At 47.2% G+C, this 19,198-nt stretch carries 13 protein-coding genes, 2 tRNA genes and 2 pseudogenes; 9 read left to right on the top strand and 8 right to left on the bottom strand.

The window, feature by feature from the left end:
- Nucleotides 1-5: 5 nt before the first annotated feature.
- From BST99_RS01110 to proS, 3 genes and pseudogenes are all read right to left on the bottom strand, one after another.
- Nucleotides 6-77, bottom strand: a tRNA-Glu gene (locus tag BST99_RS01110).
- A gap of 40 nt (nucleotides 78-117) precedes the next feature.
- A tRNA-Glu gene (locus BST99_RS01105) sits at nucleotides 118-189 on the bottom strand.
- A gap of 89 nt (nucleotides 190-278) precedes the next feature.
- Nucleotides 279-1,753: pseudogene (proS, locus tag BST99_RS01100) on the bottom strand (proline--tRNA ligase).
- A 92-nt stretch (nucleotides 1,754-1,845) separates the two neighbouring features.
- Between proS and BST99_RS14755 the strand changes: the two are divergent.
- Both BST99_RS14755 and BST99_RS01080 read left to right on the top strand, forming a co-directional pair.
- The gene (locus tag BST99_RS14755) at nucleotides 1,846-3,093 is read left to right on the top strand and encodes a hypothetical protein (RefSeq protein ID WP_262494640.1); all 1,248 of its coding nucleotides are present in this window, start codon (nucleotides 1,846-1,848) and stop codon (nucleotides 3,091-3,093) included.
- Nucleotides 3,094-3,136: 43 nt separating this feature from the next.
- Nucleotides 3,137-4,642, top strand: coding sequence for an OmpP1/FadL family transporter (locus BST99_RS01080; protein WP_105000161.1), 1,506 nt, complete (start codon nucleotides 3,137-3,139; stop codon nucleotides 4,640-4,642).
- A 42-nt stretch (nucleotides 4,643-4,684) separates the two neighbouring features.
- On the opposite strand, the gene BST99_RS01075 is transcribed toward BST99_RS01080, so the two are convergent.
- Together BST99_RS01075 and BST99_RS01070 are read right to left on the bottom strand one after the other, a co-directional pair.
- A complete protein-coding gene (locus BST99_RS01075) occupies nucleotides 4,685-6,118 on the bottom strand; it encodes a T9SS type B sorting domain-containing protein (protein ID WP_105000160.1) in 1,434 nt (477 codons plus the stop codon).
- Between the two features lie 130 nt (nucleotides 6,119-6,248).
- Nucleotides 6,249-8,060, bottom strand: coding sequence for a T9SS type B sorting domain-containing protein (locus tag BST99_RS01070; RefSeq protein WP_105000159.1), 1,812 nt, complete (start codon nucleotides 8,058-8,060; stop codon nucleotides 6,249-6,251).
- A gap of 130 nt (nucleotides 8,061-8,190) precedes the next feature.
- Between BST99_RS01070 and folE the strand changes: the two genes are divergently transcribed.
- The 6 genes from folE to BST99_RS01040 all read left to right on the top strand — a co-directional run bounded on the left by folE (nucleotide 8,191) and on the right by BST99_RS01040 (nucleotide 13,413).
- Nucleotides 8,191-8,874, top strand: a complete 684-nt coding sequence (folE, locus tag BST99_RS01065) for a GTP cyclohydrolase I FolE (RefSeq protein ID WP_105000158.1) — start codon at nucleotides 8,191-8,193, stop codon at nucleotides 8,872-8,874.
- Between the two features lie 3 nt (nucleotides 8,875-8,877).
- Nucleotides 8,878-10,362 carry a cysteine--tRNA ligase gene (cysS, locus tag BST99_RS01060; protein ID WP_105000157.1) on the top strand — a complete coding sequence of 495 codons (1,485 nt, stop codon included), beginning with the start codon at nucleotides 8,878-8,880 and terminating at the stop codon, nucleotides 10,360-10,362.
- On the top strand, nucleotides 10,359-10,595 hold the full coding sequence (yidD, locus tag BST99_RS01055; protein ID WP_105000156.1) for a membrane protein insertion efficiency factor YidD: 237 nt from the start codon (nucleotides 10,359-10,361) through the stop codon (nucleotides 10,593-10,595). Before cysS ends, yidD begins: the two co-directional genes overlap by 4 nt.
- Before the next feature lie 97 nt (nucleotides 10,596-10,692).
- The gene (lgt, locus tag BST99_RS01050; RefSeq protein ID WP_105000155.1) at nucleotides 10,693-11,667 is read left to right on the top strand and encodes a prolipoprotein diacylglyceryl transferase; all 975 of its coding nucleotides are present in this window, start codon (nucleotides 10,693-10,695) and stop codon (nucleotides 11,665-11,667) included.
- Nucleotides 11,668-11,674: 7 nt separating this feature from the next.
- Nucleotides 11,675-12,178, top strand: coding sequence for a DUF192 domain-containing protein (locus tag BST99_RS01045; RefSeq protein WP_105000154.1), 504 nt, complete (start codon nucleotides 11,675-11,677; stop codon nucleotides 12,176-12,178).
- The gene (locus tag BST99_RS01040; RefSeq protein WP_105000153.1) at nucleotides 12,175-13,413 is read left to right on the top strand and encodes an ATP-binding cassette domain-containing protein; all 1,239 of its coding nucleotides are present in this window, start codon (nucleotides 12,175-12,177) and stop codon (nucleotides 13,411-13,413) included. The genes BST99_RS01045 and BST99_RS01040 overlap by 4 nt, the downstream gene beginning before the upstream one ends.
- Before the next feature lie 9 nt (nucleotides 13,414-13,422).
- Here BST99_RS01040 and secDF read toward each other — a convergent pair.
- Nucleotides 13,423-16,384: pseudogene (secDF, locus tag BST99_RS01035) on the bottom strand (protein translocase subunit SecDF).
- 135 nt (nucleotides 16,385-16,519) lie between these two features.
- Nucleotides 16,520-17,446 (bottom strand): malate dehydrogenase, encoded by a 927-nt coding sequence (mdh, locus tag BST99_RS01030; protein ID WP_105000152.1) that lies wholly within the window; start codon nucleotides 17,444-17,446, stop codon nucleotides 16,520-16,522.
- A 224-nt stretch (nucleotides 17,447-17,670) separates the two neighbouring features.
- Between mdh and BST99_RS01025 the strand changes: the two genes are divergently transcribed.
- On the top strand, nucleotides 17,671-18,045 hold the full coding sequence (locus BST99_RS01025; RefSeq protein WP_105000151.1) for a hypothetical protein: 375 nt from the start codon (nucleotides 17,671-17,673) through the stop codon (nucleotides 18,043-18,045).
- Between the two features lie 64 nt (nucleotides 18,046-18,109).
- On the opposite strand, the gene BST99_RS01020 is transcribed toward BST99_RS01025, so the two are convergent.
- A complete protein-coding gene (locus BST99_RS01020; RefSeq protein WP_105000150.1) occupies nucleotides 18,110-19,120 on the bottom strand; it encodes a DUF6588 family protein in 1,011 nt (336 codons plus the stop codon).
- Nucleotides 19,121-19,198: the final 78 nt, after the last annotated feature.

The following is a 19,198-nucleotide window of genomic DNA, read 5'->3' as shown; positions in this document are numbered from 1 at the left end:
TTTTGTAGCCCGTAGGGGAATCGAACCCCTGTTACCAGGATGAAAACCTGGCGTCCTAACCCCTAGACGAACGGGCCCTATTACCGGATTTCCCGTAAAATTTTCATTACTAATTTGTAGCCCGTAGGGGAATCGAACCCCTGTTACCAGGATGAAAACCTGGCGTCCTAACCCCTAGACGAACGGGCCATAGGTCGCATAATTGCGGACGCAAAAATACAACTATTTTTAAGTATTACAAGTGCTGGTCGTTTTTTTTAACCCTGATGCAAAACTCATTAATACGCCTTGGCAAAAACCACTCTTCTCGAGGATGGCTTTCCGGAATAAATACAAACCCCGTCTTCCTCCTCTGCGTCAATAGGAATGCACCGAATGGTGGCCTTGGTTTCTTCCTTTATACGGTCTTCCGTTTCGGCTGTACCGTCCAGTGAGCCAGGAAGAAGCCTCCTTTGGACTCCAACAATTCCTTGAACTCTTCGTAGCCATCGACCTTGGTGGTATGCTCTTCTCTGTGGGCAATCGCCTTGGTGAATAAATTCTCCTGAATATCTTTTAACAAGCCTTGGACATGCTTGACCATATCGGCCGCGGCAATACTCTCTTTACTCAGGGTATCACGACGCGCAATTTCGAAGGTTCCGTTCTCAAGATCACGTGAGCCGATAGCAATACGCACCGGAACACCCTTGAGCTCGTATTCATTAAATTTAAACCCAGGTTTGTGGGTATCTCGATCGTCAAACTTGACACTGATGCCCGCTTCACGAAGCTCCTTGATGTACGGATCTAGATAGTCCGCAATACGGCTCAGCTGCTCTTCTCCTTTGTAAATAGGAACAATAACAACCTGAATAGGTGCCAATTTTGGAGGCAGCACCAAGCCTTGGTCGTCAGAGTGCGTCATGATCAAGGCTCCCATCAAACGAGTAGACACCCCCCATGAGGTCGCCCAGACCAATTCCTGCTTCCCTTCCTTATCTTGAAACTTCACATCAAAGGCCTTGGCAAAATTCTGCCCCAAAAAGTGAGAAGTTCCCGCCTGAAGAGCCTTTCCGTCCTGCATCAAAGCCTCAATGCAGTAGGTTTCTTCGGCCCCAGCGAAGCGCTCACTTTCTGACTTTAAACCGCGAACAACAGGTACAGCCATAAACTCTTCTACAAAGCTGGCGTATACGTGCATCATTTGTTCAGCTTCTTCAATCGCCTCTTCCCGTGTAGCATGGGCGGTGTGTCCTTCTTGCCATAAGAATTCAGCCGTCCGCAAGAATAAACGAGTACGCATTTCCCAGCGCACCACATTGGCCCATTGGTTTAGCTTTAGCGGTAGATCCCGGTAGGACTGAATCCATCTTCTATAGGTGTCCCAGATGATGGTTTCTGAGGTTGGACGCACGATGAGCTCTTCTTCAAGCTTGGCGTCTTGATCAACAACGATTCCGCTTCCGTCCTCCGCATTTTTAAGGCGGTAGTGTGTGACTACAGCACATTCCTTAGCAAAGCCTTCGACGTGACTCGCCTCTTTACTGAGGTAGGACTTTGGAATAAACAGAGGAAAATAGGCGTTCTGGTGGCCTGTTTCCTTGAACATTTTGTCCAGTTGGGCTTGCATTTTTTCCCAGATACCGTAGCCGTAGGGTTTGATCACCATACAGCCACGAACCCCTGAGTTCTCTGCTAAATCGGCTTGTACAACCAGTTCGTTGTACCATTTTGAATAATCCTCGGCTCGAGGCGTTAGTTTTTTAGCCATTCACTGTAGTTTGGCACAAAACTTGTGCTAATTTTATCAAAAAAGTTGGGTAAAACTAACTATTTTAAGGTAGTTCAACAATAAAAGAATCTATGATGTATCTGAAATTACTCCGCCGCCAAAATCATCCACTCCTTCTTCTTTGTCTTCTCTTTTTGGGTCTTTCGTCTTGCGTCACCTATGAACAGGTTTCCGATTACGAAGACGATGGTATTTACGGTACCCGAAGAGGTGATCGACAAGTTCAGGTTAAAACGGGTGAGGGCGTGGCTGCTGAGGACCTTCAGAACAATTTGTACGGAGACTACTTCGGACAAAAAGCAGATCAGTACAACGAAATTTTAGAAAGCGAAATATTCACCGACCCGGATAGTTATTCGAGCAACTCTATTCAGGACAGTACGCAATTCGCCCGTGATACCACTTATTTTGCTCCAGAAGCTTACGACGGATTCGGAAGCTGGGGAGACAATGGAAGCCAGGTCGTCATCAATGTCTACGACAACGGATGGGGCTGGAATGGTGGCTGGATCGATCCCTTTTGGGGAGGCGGCTGGGGCTGGAATGCCGGATGGGGCTGGAACGGCTGGGGTCCCGGATGGGGTTGGAACTCCTGGGGCTGGGGCGGCTGGGGTTGGAACTCCTGGGGCTGGAACGGCTGGGGTCCCGGATGGGGTTGGAATGCAGGCTGGGGCTGGGCCGGTTGGGGCTGGGGCCGCGGCTGGGGCTGGAACAATCGCTGGGGACATCCGAACTACTACACCCGTGGCTACAACTGGGGCCGCAACGGAGGGCGTCGCGGATATTCCAATACCGCAATCGCAGCCAATTCGCTTCGAGGACGTTCTAATTTGACTACGTCAAGTAGCGCAAGAAGCGTACGTTCTAATGGCACAACACGGAGTTCGCGTATGAGCGCTTACGCACGGAATCAACAATACCGTTCGAACCGTACGACTCGGGCTACAGGGCGCACCTATAGCAACACCCGTTCAGGTAGAAGCAATTCATACAGCAGAAGTTCCGGGACACGAAGAAGCTACGGCAACAGTTCAACAAGAAGCTCAGGCAACAGTGGATACCGAAGAAGTTCTTCTGGTTCTAGCAGAAGTTCCGGTTATCGCAGTGGGTCTGGTTCTACTCGCTCTTCAGGAACGAGAACTTCCTCCGGATCGAGAAGAAGTTCGTCTGGATACAGCAGTGGACGCAGTTCAAGCAGATCCAGTGCACGCAGCTCGAGCAGCAGATCGAGCAGCCGTTCAAGCGCGAGAAGTTCAAGCAGCAGATCGAGCAGTCGCTCTTCAGGTGGCGGAGGCCGATCTAGCGGAAGAAGAAACTAATTCTCGGGCAGACTAAATTCAAATTATCCAAGCAATTCATCCCATGAAAAAGAGTATACTATCACTAGGATTGCTCCTGGCTGGCTTTGCCTTTATCCAGGCGCAAACAATTGACGATGTGCTTCGCTACAGCTTAGAAGACATCAAAGGAACAGCACGCTATCACAGTATGGCAGGAGCCTTCGGAGCACTAGGCGGAGACCTTTCAGGCCTGAATGTCAATCCTGCTGGTTCTTCGGTTTTTTCCGAAGATCAGTTTGTGATCACGGGCAATTACTTCAACATCCAAAACGATGTCTCTTATGGAGGAACGCTGACGTCTAACCCTTTTAACAGCATCGATTTAAATCAGGCAGGAGCCGTCTTTGTCTACCGCAATAATGGACCCTGGAGAAAAGTGGCGCTGGCAATTAACTACGATCAGGTACAGGATTTTGACAACGAATACAGAGCGATTGGCAGCAGCGAGGAAGGAATTGACAATTACTTCCAAAATTTTGCCAATGGGGTTCCTTTCGGGGATCTTTTACTACGCGATGGTGAACTTCTGGAAGAAGGATACCTCAACGTAGGGCGTGATCTAGGATTTGGAAGTCAGCAGGCCTTCCTGGGGTATTTTGGTGGGGTCATTGATCCGACGGATGCCAGTAACGAAAACGGAACAACCTATGTCTCCAACGCGAGTTACAGCAGTGTTAACCAGGACTACCTGCAAGCCACCAATGGCTACAACAGCCGCATAACGGTGAACGCCTCAGGGCAATACGAGAACGTTTTGAATATTGGAGCCTCCCTGAACTTTCACTCGATTTTCTATGAGCGGACTACCTTCTTTTCAGAGAGCGGTTACGACACCGGTTCAGGAATCAGTTTTGTAGACTTTGACAATTTTCTGCGTACCCAAGGAACAGGTTTCTCCTTTAGTGTTGGCGCTATTGCTCGGTTGGGAGATGTTCTTCGAATTGGCGGTAGTTTTCAGTCTCCTACTTGGTACCGCTTAACGGACGATACAGCTCAACGTATAAACTCAGACTTGGCTGATTCGGATATCCGTTTTATCAACTTCAATGTCTTGAATTTCTTTGACGAGCACCGAATCAAAACCCCTTCTAAAGTAACTGGAAGTGCAGCTTTGGTTTTCGGAAAGCAAGGGCTTTTGAGTTTTGATTATGGATACCAAGACTTCTCTACTGCGGAATTGAGACCCAATTCGGATCCTTCATTTGCCGCCGAAAACCAATTGATCACAGATCAGCTTGGGGTCGCTCAGAGCTTTCGTATTGGAGGGGAATGGCGTTTTAACAACATCAGTCTACGAGGTGGTTACCGATTGGAAGAAAGCCCGTACGAGAGCAGTGACTTTATTGGAGATCTAGAAGCCTACAGTGGTGGACTCGGCTTCTCCTTTGACGACAGCCGTATCGATCTTGCGGTCAGTCACTCCCAAAGAATGGTCAATGAATTCTTCTTTGACTCTGGGAGTACCAACTCCTCCTTAAACGATCAGAGTGTAACGAATGTCGTCTTGAGCTACACCTTAAAATTCTAAATAGAAAAAGCCCGGTTTGACCGGGCTTTTTTAATGCTTTATCTAACGCTTTAGCGTAAAATGTGAGCGGGAAGACATAGCGACGATGGTGCCTGATTCATCCCGTTCAAAATCGACTCGGAACCAATAATCCGTAGCCGGCAGGGGTCGGCCATTGAAAATACCATCCCAGCCCACAGAACCTTCGTTCAGTTGCTTTAACAGCTTACCGTAGCGATCGTAGATGTAGAGGCGGTACGCAAAAGGAAAGTTAGGATCTATCCCTCTCAAATTCCAGCGCTCAGTCTCAGGAGTTCCTGTTCCGTCCGGAGTAAAGAACCGCGGATAACCAAGCACATAGACTTCTGTCGTTGTCGATCCACATCCATTCTTATCGTTGATCACCAAATTGTTCAAGCCGGCAGGCACATCCAAGAAAACGGGGTCATCTTGAAATTCTCCGTCGTTTAAGCGGTACTCATAATCTCCTGTTCCTACTACATTAACCTGGATCGAATAGGTATCCAAATCTCCATTGAGGTAATCGTCCAATACTTCCACACCCCGGATCGGATTGAGCTGAGGAGCCCCGTACCAGGTAATGAGAATGTCATCCGAAATAATTTCGCCGGTAGTCGTTTCGATAGAGACAAAATAGCGGCCTGATTCGGGTGAAACTACAGTCAACTCAGAAGCATTTATTCCTGTAAGGAGTACTTCATCAATGAAACCGTCGTCTTCGTTATCCCGTGTCCAGGTGTAGTTAACTACATTGGGCCCAGCAGGGCTGCTAGCGGCCGAAAGAACCACATCGGGATCTCCTTCACAGCGAATAATATCGTTCAGGCCTAAAAACTCATCTCGGATGGTACAGTCCAAAGCTGTTGCGGGGTCGTTATCGACCAAGGGACCGGTGAAAGTCAGTTCATAAGGCTCTGGATCCCCGTTAAAGTTGGTGTTGTAGTTGTTGATGAAGAGGTAATACACTTCCCCTGCCGTAACCTGAATCATTTCGTCATAGGTGTTTTGACTTCCGGTCACATTGGGCGCTCCGTTTTGTCCGCTGATGGGGTTGGTCCCCAGGCCCGTATAGCCGGTGACATTGGCTTCGTAATTACATCGAATGGGCTGCACACTCCCGTTACTGATATCGGTGCATTGTACATCCGGCCCAAAGACCGCAAAATCCCAGTCAGCAGAATTACTGAGGGCTTCGATATCAAAACCAATCATACCGTCTTGGGAAGCTCGAAACACATACCAGGAAGAGTTGTTCTCGATATTGGCGTTGTTACTACTCCCCTTTTCCAAACAGCCAATTTGAGTGATCACATTGGGATCAAAATCGTCCGCACCACCGCCATCGGCTAGCCCGGCGTAGGGGGCATCAGCACAAATCGGAATGGGAGTAAAACAATCGGGAGAATTTTGCCCCTGTACCAGGAAGGGCAGCAGGAGGAATATGAAGCAACAACTAGCACGATACAGTGTTCTCATTGGGATTTGGGCTAATTTTTGTTCCGCAATAATACAACACCTATAACTGTACTTTCCTCTACTTTATTATTCAACTATGGAAGAGTTCCTGACTTTTCGATCAATGACCGTACACCTCAAAAAAGAGATTTTAGCGTACAAGAGCGAAATGAGTACGCAAATACTTGGCTTCGCTTCGGTTACCTCGGGTATCGCGGTAAGTCAATCGAAACCAATAATCATCACGAGGCAAGGGTTGACCTTGGTAAGTACCGTCCCAGCCGCCAGAATTGGCCGTGACTGTTTGAAGAAGACGACCGTTGCGGTCAAAAATGGATACGATTGGATCTTCCAGATAATCGAGCCCTACGATATGCCAGGTTTCATTTTGTATATCTCCGTTGGGTGTAAATAACGCAGGAAATCCAATGACGACAATTTCTTCGTCAATGCTGATACAACCCTGCTCATCCTGAATAACCAATCGATGTACACCAGGGCGAACTCCCGTAAATCGGAAGCCCGGCTGAAAAGGTCCTCCGTCCAACTGGTACCTAAAATTACCCGGTTGGTCCATCACCACGGTAACCGTGCTTAAGGCCTGCAAATCATCAATCTGAATTTCTTTAATCACGGGCACTTGAACCGCTTGTACACGAACGATCCTTGTGCTACTGCAACTGGACGATCCAAAGTTATTGGTAATGGTCAATTCATAGTCTCCGGGGTTTTCGACCCACAATTCTGGGCCCCTATCTCCCGTACTCCATTCATAAGAATAGGCTGGGTTAGGGTTGTCTTCGCCAATAAGTACACCCGGATCATTCCCGCATATGGACACCTCTAAAGGAAAGTCAAAAAGTGGCTCAGACAGGGCACTGAGTTGAAAGTGATGTGAAGCGTCATAACAATCTGGATTCAGTCGAGAACTCACCCGGGCATAAACCACTTCTGTTCCCGGGGGGGTCTGGTACTGCAAGGGTAAGGCTCCAACACCCAAGTCGGCGTCCTGCTGGGAATGGTGATAGCTTACCCGAAACTGACTAGGGTCCTGACTGCCCAATGCTTGAGAATCCAAAGCGGATAAGTCGAAAAAGACCTCCTCCCCGAGGGGTAAACAATAGCCCTGGTCTTCTATGGGAAAGGAATTCGGTATCTCGGTATACTCAATCTGAACATCACTCACCCGGTTCGTATTTTCTGGCAAATCCACCACAACCCGGTATAATCCGGCCTGAAGAACAGTATAGCGGGGTTTGTCCTCCCCGTGAAGCAGTTCAAATCCAGTTCCAAAGTCGGCATACCATTGGTATCCCAGGGCGCCCATGGTAGACGCATTGAGTTCAGTCGTTCCGTTCTCGCATAAGATCTGTCCCGGTCCTAGGAGGTTATCCACGATGGAACAGTCCAAGGCGGTATCCGGAAAGTCCAAGAAGATTTGTCCAGAGAATTGGATAGAAAAACCGGAGTTTAGCTTACTAAAGTTGTTGATCAGTAAATAATATTCCTGTCCCGCCTCTACCTGGATCCAGTCCTCGTATTGCACGGTTAGATTATCTCCGGTAGGGTCTTCGCCTACCCCGATATAACTGTTCTGATCCCGGTTATCGAAGAAATTACAACGTACAGGCTCACCGAGTTGAGTGCAATCATTGGTCTGGTACAGCGCAAAATCCCAGTCCTCCGAAGGGTCGTGCATGATATTGAAACCCAATTGACCGGATGCACCTACACGAAAACGGTACCAGGCCGAATTGGACTCAATGGCGCCTGTAGTGGTTTGTTCTAAACAGCCACTGCTGGCCGCTCCATTAAAGTCATCAGAAGCGTATCCATCGGTACCTGAATTGATCGGTGTATTGGAACATATGGGGATGGCCGTCGAGCAATCTGCCGAAATCTGCGCCTGCAGAATATGGCCAGAGAAAAATAAAACGACGACAAAGAAGAATTGCCCCTTCATAAGTAGCTGTAGATTTGGTAGTTGTAAAAATATAACGGAGTCCGGCTTAACAAGAATTTATGTTGTCAACCGGGGGTTTGGAGATGTTAATCGCCTATTAATGTATATCTTTGCCCCCTGATTTAGCCTTATGAAAATCGATGAACACATCGACCAACGCTGGGAAGAAAACGAAGAAGATCATCTGAGTAGCGCTCAGGATACTCCCTTGAGAAGAGACGCCTTTGCGCTTTCTGATCAAGAAAAAATGGACCGTATCCAGGAGAATGTAAAAGACATTTTGTGGACACTCGGTATGGATCTGGAAGACGACAGCATCAAAGGCACACCTAAACGGGTGGCCAAGATGTTTGTCAAGGAGATCTTTGGAGGACTTCATCCCGACCGCAAACCCACCTCCTCAACTTTTGATAACAAGTACAAGTACGGGGAGATGTTGGTAGAAAAGAACATCACGCTCTACTCTACTTGCGAACACCATTTGCTACCCATTGTCGGGAAGGCACATATCGCCTATATTTCGAATGGGACCGTAGTTGGGCTGTCTAAAATGAACCGTATTGTTGACTATTTTGCTAAACGTCCTCAGGTTCAGGAGCGTTTGACCATGCAAATCGTCAAAGAGATGCAGGCCGTACTAGGAACAGAAGATGTGGCTTGTGTCATCGATGCGAAGCACCTCTGCGTCAATTCACGTGGAATTCGCGATATTGAGAGCAGCACGGTAACCGCGGAATACGGTGGGGTCTTTAAAGAAGAGGCTAAACAACGTGCGTTTTTGGACTACATCAAATTAGATACGGACTTTCATTAGAGCATGGCTCCACTTTACCAACAACACCCGATTTACGTCACCAATTCGCTAAGCGGAAAAAAAGAAGAACTCCTTCCTCTTAAAGAGGGTTATTTGGGCATGTATGTCTGCGGACCCACCGTATACAGCAATGTCCACTTGGGGAACTGCCGTACCTTCTTGTCTTTTGACATGATATTCCGGTACTTCCGTCACCTGGGGTACAAAGTGCGCTATGTCAGAAACATTACCGATGCGGGGCACCTGGAAAACGATGCCGACGAAGGGGAAGATAAAATTGCCAAAAAGGCCAAACTGGAGCAGCTTGAGCCCATGGAGGTGGTGCAGCGCTATACCGTAGACTTTCACCAAACCCTGGAAAGACTGAACTTTTTGCCGCCCAGTATAGAACCGACAGCTACCGGGCACATCATTGAACAGATTGAACTGATCAAAGAAATTATCGATGCCGGCTATGCCTACGTACAAAATGGTTCGGTCTACTTCGATGTGATCAAATTCAACGAAGACAGAGAATACGGTAAACTCAGCGGTCGCAAGCTGGAAGATATGATTGCGAATACCCGTGAGTTAACGGCCCAAAGCGAGAAAAAAGCACCGCAGGACTTTGCCCTTTGGAAAAAGGCAGAGCCTCAGCACATCATGCGTTGGCCTTCACCCTGGGGGGATGGCTTCCCGGGATGGCACCTGGAGTGTACTGCGATGAGCACCAAATACCTCGGAAAACAGTTCGATATTCACGGGGGTGGAATGGACCTCAAGTTCCCACACCACGAATGTGAAATCGCCCAGGCGGAAGCTTGCAATGGGGAAACCCCAGTGCGTTACTGGCTCCACGCCAATATGCTGACGCTGAACGGTAAAAAAATGTCGAAGTCGACGGGCAACAACATTTATCCGAACGAGATCTTCAATGGCAGCAGCCCTTTACTGACTAGGGCCTACAGTCCTTCGGTAGTTCGTTTCTTCATGCTACAGGCCCACTATACCAGTATTTTGGACATCAGTGAATCCGCCTTACAAGCCTCTGAAAAAGGGTATTTGCGCTTGATGGATGGACTTAAAAGATTGGAAACCCTAGACGCTGGTAAAAACAGCGACTTTGATTTAAAAGCTTGGGCAGCCAATTGCTACAAGGCGATGGGAGATGACTTCAACACGCCTATACTGATTGCCCACCTTTTTGACGGTGTCAAGTTTGTCAACCAGGCACAAGAAGGTAAAATGTCTTTGAACGCTTCCGACTTAGAAGAATTCAAGCGACTTTTCAAAGCCTTTATCTTTGATGTTCTCGGGCTTTTAGCTCCTCAACAACAAAGTGGAAATAACAAGGCTCTGGATGGAGCTATCCAACTTTTGATCGACTTGAGAACGCAGGCAAGAGGTGACCGGGACTTTGCCACATCAGACCGAATTCGAGATGAGTTGGCCAACCTGGGCGTGCAACTCAAGGACGGGAAAGAAGGAACCACCTATAGTGTAGAATGAAAAAACGCGGGCTCTCGTATTGGTTTAGCCTCCCGTTCATAGCGTTAGTTCGCTTTTACCAGTACGGTATTTCGCCTTACACCCCGGCCACCTGCCGCTACTCCCCTACTTGTTCGCAATACACCCTGGAAGCCCTTAAAAAGTATGGACTTTTTAAAGGAGGTTGGCTGGGAATCAAACGGATTTTTAGCTGTCACCCCTGGGGTGGACACGGGCATGATCCTGTACCCTGATTCCCGATCTCACAAGAAAAAGTGAAACTTGAGTCGATGAGCTAAATTTTCCTGCTCTGGCTGGGGTTTTTCCTTATTTTAGCCAAAAAGCTCAACCATGGTATTTCTTGGAATCAACTGGAACCCGGACGACACCCTTTTCACCCTAGGGTTTATCCAGATCAAATACTACAATCTTTTGTGGATTGCAGCCTTTATTGTGGGCTGGTACCTCATGAAAGAGATCTTCAAAAAAGAAGGTCGTTCCCAGGATAAACTAGATTCCCTGTTTGTATACGCTGTGGTTTCCATCATGTTGGGTGCCCGCCTTGGTCATGTGTTTTTTTACGACTGGGGATACTATCAAAACAACCTCATCGAAATCCTGCTTCCGATTCGCGGTAGCCAAGATGGGCGATTGTTCGGCTTGATCAACGGTTATGAATTTACTGGATTTACCGGCTTGGCCAGTCATGGAGCAGCCATCGCGGGTGTCATTGGTATTTATCTGTATTCCAGAAAATTCGAAGACATCAAATTCTGGTGGATTCTGGACCGCATTGGTATCGTGAGCGTGATTGGAGCCGCCTTCGTGAGAATAGGTAACTTCTTTAATTCGGAAATCAACGGGAAGGAAGTCGATGAAGGTTTCGCATTGGCCACCCGATTTATTCGAGACTCCTCGGACATGCCGGCCTACAAGGCCATGGCCATCACCAAAGAAAAGACAGCTAGTGCAGCCTATAAAGCCCTGGAAAACAAGCCTGAATTTGCGGATCAATTGGCCGCTATTCCCTTCCGCCATCCGGTTCAGATGTATGAGGCCGTAGGGTACGTGATTCTTTTTATTGTTATGTACTTCGGAATCTACAACACCTCCAAACGCGATAAACCAGGATATTTATTTGGTTTTTGGCTGGTGGGTATGTGGACCATCCGTTTTGTTTTAGAATTCTACAAGAAAAGCCAGGGAGGCTTTGAGACCGCCATCGGTGATTCGCTTTCTACAGGGCAGTACCTCAGTATTCCTTTTGTACTCTTTGGACTTTACTTGATGTTCCGTCCCAAGCCGGGAGTCAGTATCCGCCAATAATCGAGCTATGGCCACCTACAAATCACATGTATCCTCTTTTCTCGCTGGAGCGCTTATCCTGCTCACTATTGCTTGTGGAGAAAAGGACCAGAAGACCATCAACACTTCTTCTGATGTTCAGTTCGCCGTGGAAGGTCAGCTCAAGATGTTCAAAGATTCTACCGAACAGCCTTATGCTGATTTCGAGATTGAAATTGCCGACAACGATTACGAAATTCAGACCGGTATGATGTACCGTAAGAGCTTGCGATCCAATCGAGGCATGCTCTTTATTTTCCCTGAAGAACAGCCGCGTTACTTCTACATGAAGAATACCGAAATCTCTCTGGACATCATTTACCTGAATGCGGAAAAAAAAATCATTTCCTTTCAAAAGAATGCCAAGCCACTGGATGAATCTTCCTTACCGTCTGAGGGCCCTGCCCAATACGTTTTTGAGATCAACGGTGGACAAGCCGATGCTTTAGGCATGCAGGTTGGCGATCGAATGGAGTTCACTAAAACCAAGTGAATCAGCCCAAAACCCTAGCGATTTACCCTCTGGGAAATCCCAGTGAAGCGGAGCTCCTCGACGAGCTTAAAAAGACCCTTCAATCCGCTTATCCCAGTCTTTCTTCTCTAGGATGGTCAGAATTCTCGGAAAGAGCTATTGATCGCTTTCTCCTGAACGAAAGTCGTCACGGAAACAGTGGTCTTTCACAAAACAAACACTTCAGTCATTTAAGCAGTGGTGAAAAACGAAGAGCTCTTTTCTCACAGCTGATCCAAGAAGCCCCGGAGGTTTTACTATTGGTCAGTCCATTAGAAAGCCTGGACCCTGCTAATCGTGCATATTTTCTGGAAGAACTTCACAAGCTTTCGTCCCAATGCTGGATTATCCAGGTTCTCCACCGCCCCGATTTTCTGTTGCCTTGGACGGCAGAAGAGTTGGATTTTGATCTGAGGTATCGCCAACTGGCCCCGCACCAAAATAAAGCCCGATCTACGGAATTTGCCAACGCCATACAGGCAAAGGGCCTGCCCGAATTTGCTGAACAAAAAGTACCACAGCAATTCGACAGCCTGATCGAGATGAAGGGCTTGGAGCTGCATTACGGCAACCGATGCATTCTCCAGGATATTCACTGGCGGGTTAAGACACATGAGTTCTGGGAACTCAGCGGACCCAATGGAAGCGGAAAAAGCAGTCTCATCAGCCTGATTACCGGAGACAATCCCCAGGGCTACGGCCAACCCTATTCCCTCTTTGGGCGAAAGCGAGGCAGTGGCGAAAGTGTCTGGGAGATCAAATCCCATATCGGCTACTTCACTCCTGTTCAGCTTCAAGGTTTTGGGGGGTACCAGAACGCCTTAGAAGTCTTGCTGTCGGGTTATTACGATTCTGTAGGACTCTATCAATTGCCCAGCGATCGACAGCTTAGGATCGCCCGCCAATGGCTGGATCTTTTGCAAATCCCCCTCAAGAATGCATTTCGCAATCTTTCTCAAGGGCAACAACGCCTAGTGATGACCGCCAGAGCCTTTTTAAAGCAACCTCCATTGCTTATTCTGGATGAACCGACTTGGGGGCTGGATCCAGAGCAAGTCGCCCTCTTTGTCGAGCTGGTCAATCTGATGTATAAGGAATCCGATGCTAGTCTAATCTATGTCAGCCATCATCCGGAGCAAGGGCTGAAACCAACCCACCGTATACAACTGATCCCTCACGAGGAGGGATCAATAGCAAACACTTATATTGTAGAGTAAGGGCTCTTCTTATTCTGAAGAACCGTCTTTGATGTTTTTCTTCAAGGTATCAAACATGACCGGCGTCGCGATAAAGAGCGACGAGTAGGTACCGACTAGGATACCGATGATCATGGCGAACATGAATCCGCGTAGACTCTCTCCGCCAAAAACGAAGATGGCCAAGAGTACAATCAAGGTAGTCAAAGAGGTATTCAACGTACGGCTTAGGGTACTGTTCAAAGCCTCATTGACGTGATCTCCATTCTTCCAGCCCTTCAGGTTCACGATCTCACGAATACGGTCGAATACAACCACGGTATCGTTGAGCGAGTAACCAATGACCGTCAGGATTGCCGCGATAAAGGCTTGGTCGATCTCCATGTTAAAAGGCATCACTGCACTGGTCAACGAGAAGATTCCCAATACGATCATCACATCGTGGAATACCGCCACAACGGCTCCAAGGGAGAACTGCCAGCGGCTAAAACGCAAGAGAATGTACAAGAATACCACCAAGAGAGATCCAAAGATGGCCAAGAAAGCATTGTTCTTGATGTCATCAGCAATGGTTGGACCCACTTTGGTTCGGTAAAGAATACCGGTGGTTTTATCTTCTTTCAGCTCTACAAAGTCTTCCAAAGTACTGCCATCAGGCATGAACTTCTGCATTACTTGGAAAAGCTTGCCGTGAATTTCGTCATCCACTTCCAGACCTTCAACATCTACCTTGTAGGGAGTCGTTACTTTGATCTGGTTGGCTTCACCGAATGTTTTTACGTTGGTTCCGCTACCAAAAATATCATTCAATTCAGAAGAGATCTCGGCTGGATTTACCGCTTTTTCGAAGCGGATCTGGTACGAACGACCTCCGACAAAATCAACCCCTTCTTGAAGCCCACGGGTACTTAGCGCAAAGACACTAATTCCAACCAAGGCGAAAGAGATGATGTAAGAGATCTTGCGCTTGCCCAAGAAGTTGATATCGAAATTCTTGAACAGGTTCTTGGTCATGGCCGTTGAGAAGGTCAAGACATTTCCTTTTTTGCTCAAATAGCCCTCAATCAACAAACGAGTGATGAAGATAGCCGTGAACAAGGAAGTCGCAATACCAATCAAAAGCGTTGTTGCGAAACCTTTGATCGGACCGGATCCGAACAAGAAAAGGATAATCGCTGTAAGACCGGTGGTAATGTTGGCATCGAGGATAGAAGACAAGGCGTTACCAAAACCGTCACTAATCGCCTCCATACGACCTTTTCCTCGGTCAATTTCTTCCTTAATACGCTCAAAGATCAAAACGTTCGCATCCACCGACATACCAATAGTCAAAACGATACCGGCAATACCAGGCAAGGTCAGTACCGCACTTAAGCTGGTGAGTACTCCAAAGATCAAGAGGATGTTGAGTACCAAGCCACGTTGGCGAATACTCCTGCACGTCCGTAGTAGAAAATCATCCAGGCCAACACAAAGAGCATAGCGATGATGAAGGAGTTGAAACCGCTGTTGATGGCTTCCTGACCCAAAGATGGACCAACAACTTCAGATTGAATTACCTCGGCCTTGGCAGGAAGTTTACCGGCGCGAAGTACGTTGGCAATATCACTGGTTTCGTCAATAGTAAAGTTATCTCCTGTAATTCGGGCGTTCCCTCCGGCAATAGGACCTTCAGAAACTCCAGGAGCACAGTATACTTTTTCATCCAGAACAATAGCAATCCCGGTTTGGTTGTTGTAAGCGATCCCGGTCAATTCTTCCCAGTCACGGGCTCCCTTGACGTTCATGTTCAAGCTAATGGCTGGACGTCCTCTCTCATCAAAAGTTGGCTGTGCATCAGCGACTACGTCACCACTCATCGCTGGCATGGCCAAACGATTAGACTTGAGGGCGTAGAGGCCTACAAACTCGACGTCTTCGTTCGCTGGACGCTCCCAGGCGAACTTGGTGTATTTTAATTGTGCAGGCAGCAAGGAACGAATCTCAGGCATTCTCAAGTATTCTCCAATAGTCGCCGTATCTGCAATACGTGCTCTGGCGATCTGGTAACCGACGATTTGGAAGTCCAAGAGATCCGTCAACGGTTGACTTTGAGAAAGATCCAAAGAGTCTTCTGCTACATCGGTCAAGAGAGAATCCAATTCTGACTCAGGCTCTTGCTCTTCTGTTTCTTCTTTTGGATCCAAGATTTGAGCCAAACGCTGGTTGGCTTCTGCAATAAATCCGAAGAACTGGTCCTGACGAGGATTGTAGGTTTCCCAGAACTCCAATTGGGCAGTACTGGAAACCAAGGTCAAAACACGCTTAACGTCACGCGCTCCAGGAAGCTCGACGATGATACGACCAGAATTCCCTTCCCGCTGAATGTTGGGCTGGGTTACCCCGAATCCATCAATACGCTCGCGAAGTACTTCGAAGGCAGATTCAACAGACTCGTCAATCTTGCGGCGAAGAATAGGCTTTACCTCATCATCGCTCATCTCGAAATCGATATCCTCTTCCAGACCTTTATTGGCGAAAATATCAGGAGACGCTAAAGTGGTCGTTCCTTTCTTCTCGTCAAAAGCATCAAAAAAGAGTTCGAGGTAGGTATCCGGGCTGTTCTTAGAAGCTTCGTCAGCGTCTTCCAAAGCCTGCAGGAACACTGGATTGGAGCTGTTGTTGGATAATCCTTTTAAAATGTCTTTTACAGAAATTTGAAGGGTCACGTTGATCCCCCCTTCCAGGTCAAGACCTTTGTTCAGCTGCTTTGTTTTCGCATCGTTGTAGCTGGTGTAACCCAAAACAGGGTCGTTGCCAATCGAGTCGAGATAGCTCACAGCCTCTGCCTCTCGCAGGCTAAGGTAGTTTTCCTGATCTTCTGAAATTTGGCTGATCGCGTAGTTATCGGCGTCCTTCTCTAGCTTATTGGTAATAAAGGTAAAAGAGAGTTGGTAGATACTTACCAAACCGAAAAGAATGGCGAAAAGCTAATGAGTCCTTTACTCTGCATGAATTCTGGTGTTTATAGAAGTTTTTTCAAACAGCGTGCAAATATATCATTTCAAACACCAATTCCCAATTGGATCAGCCCCCAAATAAAAAATCCCGCCAGAAGCGGGATTTATAGCTCGTATTTTCGATGAAATTAGGTGTTCAAGAGACCGTTGGTCTTCTTTACTCCCTCTGCACTTTCGACCATTTTGGCCTGCTCTGCTTCCGAAAGTTCAATTTCAACGATTTTTTCTAATCCATTGCGTCCCAAAACCACAGGTACACCAATGCACAAATCGTTTAGCCCGTATTCCCCTTCAAGAAGAGCAGAACAAGGATAAATCTTTTTAAGATCCATAGCAATCGCCTGAACCAATCCAGATACCGCTGCTCCAGGAGCATACCAGGCACTGGTTCCCAATAATTTGGTCAAGGTAGCCCCTCCAACTTTGGTGTCTTCCACCACTTGTTGCATGCGCTCTGGGCTTAGGAATTCTGACACTTTTACACTGTTTCTGGCGGCGTGGTTGATCAATGGAACCATTCCCTTATCACTGTGTCCACCAATCACCATTCCATCAACATCAGAGATTGGAGCACCAAGGGCTTCAGCCAATCGGTACTTGAAACGCGCGCTGTCAAGGGCACCACCCATTCCGATGATGCGGTTTTTAGGAAGACCTGTTGTTTTGTGCACCAAGTAGGTCATGGTATCCATCGGGTTACTCACCACGATGACAATCGTATTCGGAGAGTGCTCCAAAAGATTCTGGCTCACGGTTTTGACAATCCCGGCATTGATCCCGATCAATTCTTCCCGAGTCATTCCAGGTTTGCGTGGAATTCCTGAGGTAATCACCACGATATCGGAGTTGGCTGTCTTGCTATAGTCGTTTGTGGTTCCTGTAATGGTCGTGTCGAATCCATTCAGAGAAGCCGTTTGCATTAAATCCATGGCCTTCCCTTCTGCGAATCCTTCCTTGATATCCAGGAGAACGACTTCAGAAGCAAAATCCTTCATTGCAATGTATTCAGCGCAACTTGCTCCAACAGCACCTGCACCAACAACCGTAACTTTCATGATGTGTATTTTTCAATTATTCGGGGGCAAAAATAGTGGATTTAACCCATTTACTCTATGATAATTGGCAGGTCTTGACATAAAATTAATGTACAGAGTCATTTTGTCAACCCGAAGAAAATAAGGGCTTTTGGCCGCTACCTTACCGTTGGTCGAAAAATCTATACCAAAACAAATTTCTAAGCCGTTATAATAGTCCCAAATCAGAAAAAACCTACTTACGCATGAAAAGGCGACACACCTTCCTGGGCCTCTTGGTCTTGGCTGTGGCGATCAACTGCTCACGCATACCCGAAAACAATGATCCTATTTTAGGCATCTGGGTGCGCAGCAGCGTTGAAACCTCAGCCCCCGACTCTCAGACGATTCAAGTCAAAGAAGAATGGATATTCAATGATGTCTACCTTGGTCGATATCAGGTATTCCACAACAACTCTTTGCACTTTTACACCGACTATGCCTGGGAACTTCAAGGCGATACCTACCTGATCGATTACTATGGAACAGACTTTCCTAAGGATTCTGTACGACTAGATAACCTGACAGACCCTCGACAATTGCTGATGCCTTCGGGACAGATATTTGCCGAGAAGGAATAAAAAAACCCCTGCCGAAACAGGGGTTCCTAGTTGAGTTATTTAGTTAAGAAAATCGTGGTTAGGTCTAACGGAATCCAAAGTTAACCGCTGCGGTTAATGTACTGAATTCAGAAATATTGTAGTCGACGTTGATGCGGAAAAATCCGAGTTTCAACTTGGTTCCGATATTGGCAGAGACGGCGTTGACTTTGGTCTCCAACACAAAAGGATCGGTGTAAGTGGTTTGAAAAGGTCCTTCTTGAACAGTGTATTGTCCCAATATGGAATTTTCAGCCTTTCCGCTGATGTAATTCAATCCTCCGTAAAAGTTAATGACCGGAAGCCTGGTAGAGGCTACAGCACTAAACGTCCAGATGCCAAAATCGGATTCTACACGTTGATCCGAGCCGGTAACCCCGCTACTCTCTGTAAACTCGTAATTGAAGTTGACATTGGTGTATCCAATAACCCCAGAAATGGCGATAGGCAGAACCTTATCGGCTGGCAAGTGAGAAGTGAAATCGTGCTGGATACCTACACCAAAAAGACCCAATTCACCTTCATCCTCAATGGAAATCTTAGGGACGAAGCGGGCTTTGATTTCGGTTCCTTTAATCAGTCCAACGCTGGCCTGCAAAAACCCAGTAGGGACAAAATTGATTCCTTCAGACAGCAATCCAGAAGGCAATTCAAACTCTTCATTGAAAAGACCGCTACCGTCGTCGACGACAACAAACACTCCTTCAATATCACCGAGCGCACTCGATACTCTTCGTGGAGCCAAAGGGTCGCCATCTCTAAATCTTAAATTTTCGTATTGACTTGGATCCAGTATAAATCCAGTTTTATTGTCCATGTTCTTGAAAAAGGACGTATTACCGACAATTGAAATCTCAAATCCACCGAGCTTTTTCGCTTGTCCGCTATTGTACCAACCATTGGCCAGATTAAACATCAAAGCTTCCGCTGCGGGTGCTGTGTAGTCGTTTGCAAATCGTTCTGCATCCTCAAGCCCAGAGATAAAAATATCGTTCAAATCCTGTGCTTGGGTCGTCATGGAGGCGCACAAAGCAAAAAGACAAAGAATACGTTTCATTTTTGTAAGTTTTCCTCTAAACTAAAAAACTCCCCAGGGGCTGGAGAGTTTTTGTTGTGAAATGCAGTTATGTAAGCG

It is taken from the genome of Aureicoccus marinus (assembly GCF_002954325.1).
In the GTDB taxonomy this organism is placed as follows: Bacteria; Bacteroidota; Bacteroidia; order Flavobacteriales; family Flavobacteriaceae; genus Aureicoccus; species Aureicoccus marinus.
This window is presented reverse-complemented; position numbering and strand designations above follow the sequence as displayed.

Coding starts and splice junctions, on each gene's coding strand:
- BST99_RS14755 (WP_262494640.1), top strand. CDS start 1,846: ATGATGTATCTGAAATTACTCCGCCGCCAAAATCATCCACTCCTTCTT.
- BST99_RS01080 (WP_105000161.1), top strand. CDS start 3,137: ATGAAAAAGAGTATACTATCACTAGGATTGCTCCTGGCTGGCTTTGCC.
- BST99_RS01075 (WP_105000160.1), bottom strand. CDS start 6,118: ATGAGAACACTGTATCGTGCTAGTTGTTGCTTCATATTCCTCCTGCTG.
- BST99_RS01070 (WP_105000159.1), bottom strand. CDS start 8,060: ATGAAGGGGCAATTCTTCTTTGTCGTCGTTTTATTTTTCTCTGGCCAT.
- folE (WP_105000158.1), top strand. CDS start 8,191: ATGAAAATCGATGAACACATCGACCAACGCTGGGAAGAAAACGAAGAA.
- cysS (WP_105000157.1), top strand. CDS start 8,878: ATGGCTCCACTTTACCAACAACACCCGATTTACGTCACCAATTCGCTA.
- yidD (WP_105000156.1), top strand. CDS start 10,359: ATGAAAAAACGCGGGCTCTCGTATTGGTTTAGCCTCCCGTTCATAGCG.
- lgt (WP_105000155.1), top strand. CDS start 10,693: ATGGTATTTCTTGGAATCAACTGGAACCCGGACGACACCCTTTTCACC.
- BST99_RS01045 (WP_105000154.1), top strand. CDS start 11,675: ATGGCCACCTACAAATCACATGTATCCTCTTTTCTCGCTGGAGCGCTT.
- mdh (WP_105000152.1), bottom strand. CDS start 17,446: ATGAAAGTTACGGTTGTTGGTGCAGGTGCTGTTGGAGCAAGTTGCGCT.
- BST99_RS01025 (WP_105000151.1), top strand. CDS start 17,671: ATGAAAAGGCGACACACCTTCCTGGGCCTCTTGGTCTTGGCTGTGGCG.
- BST99_RS01020 (WP_105000150.1), bottom strand. CDS start 19,120: ATGAAACGTATTCTTTGTCTTTTTGCTTTGTGCGCCTCCATGACGACC.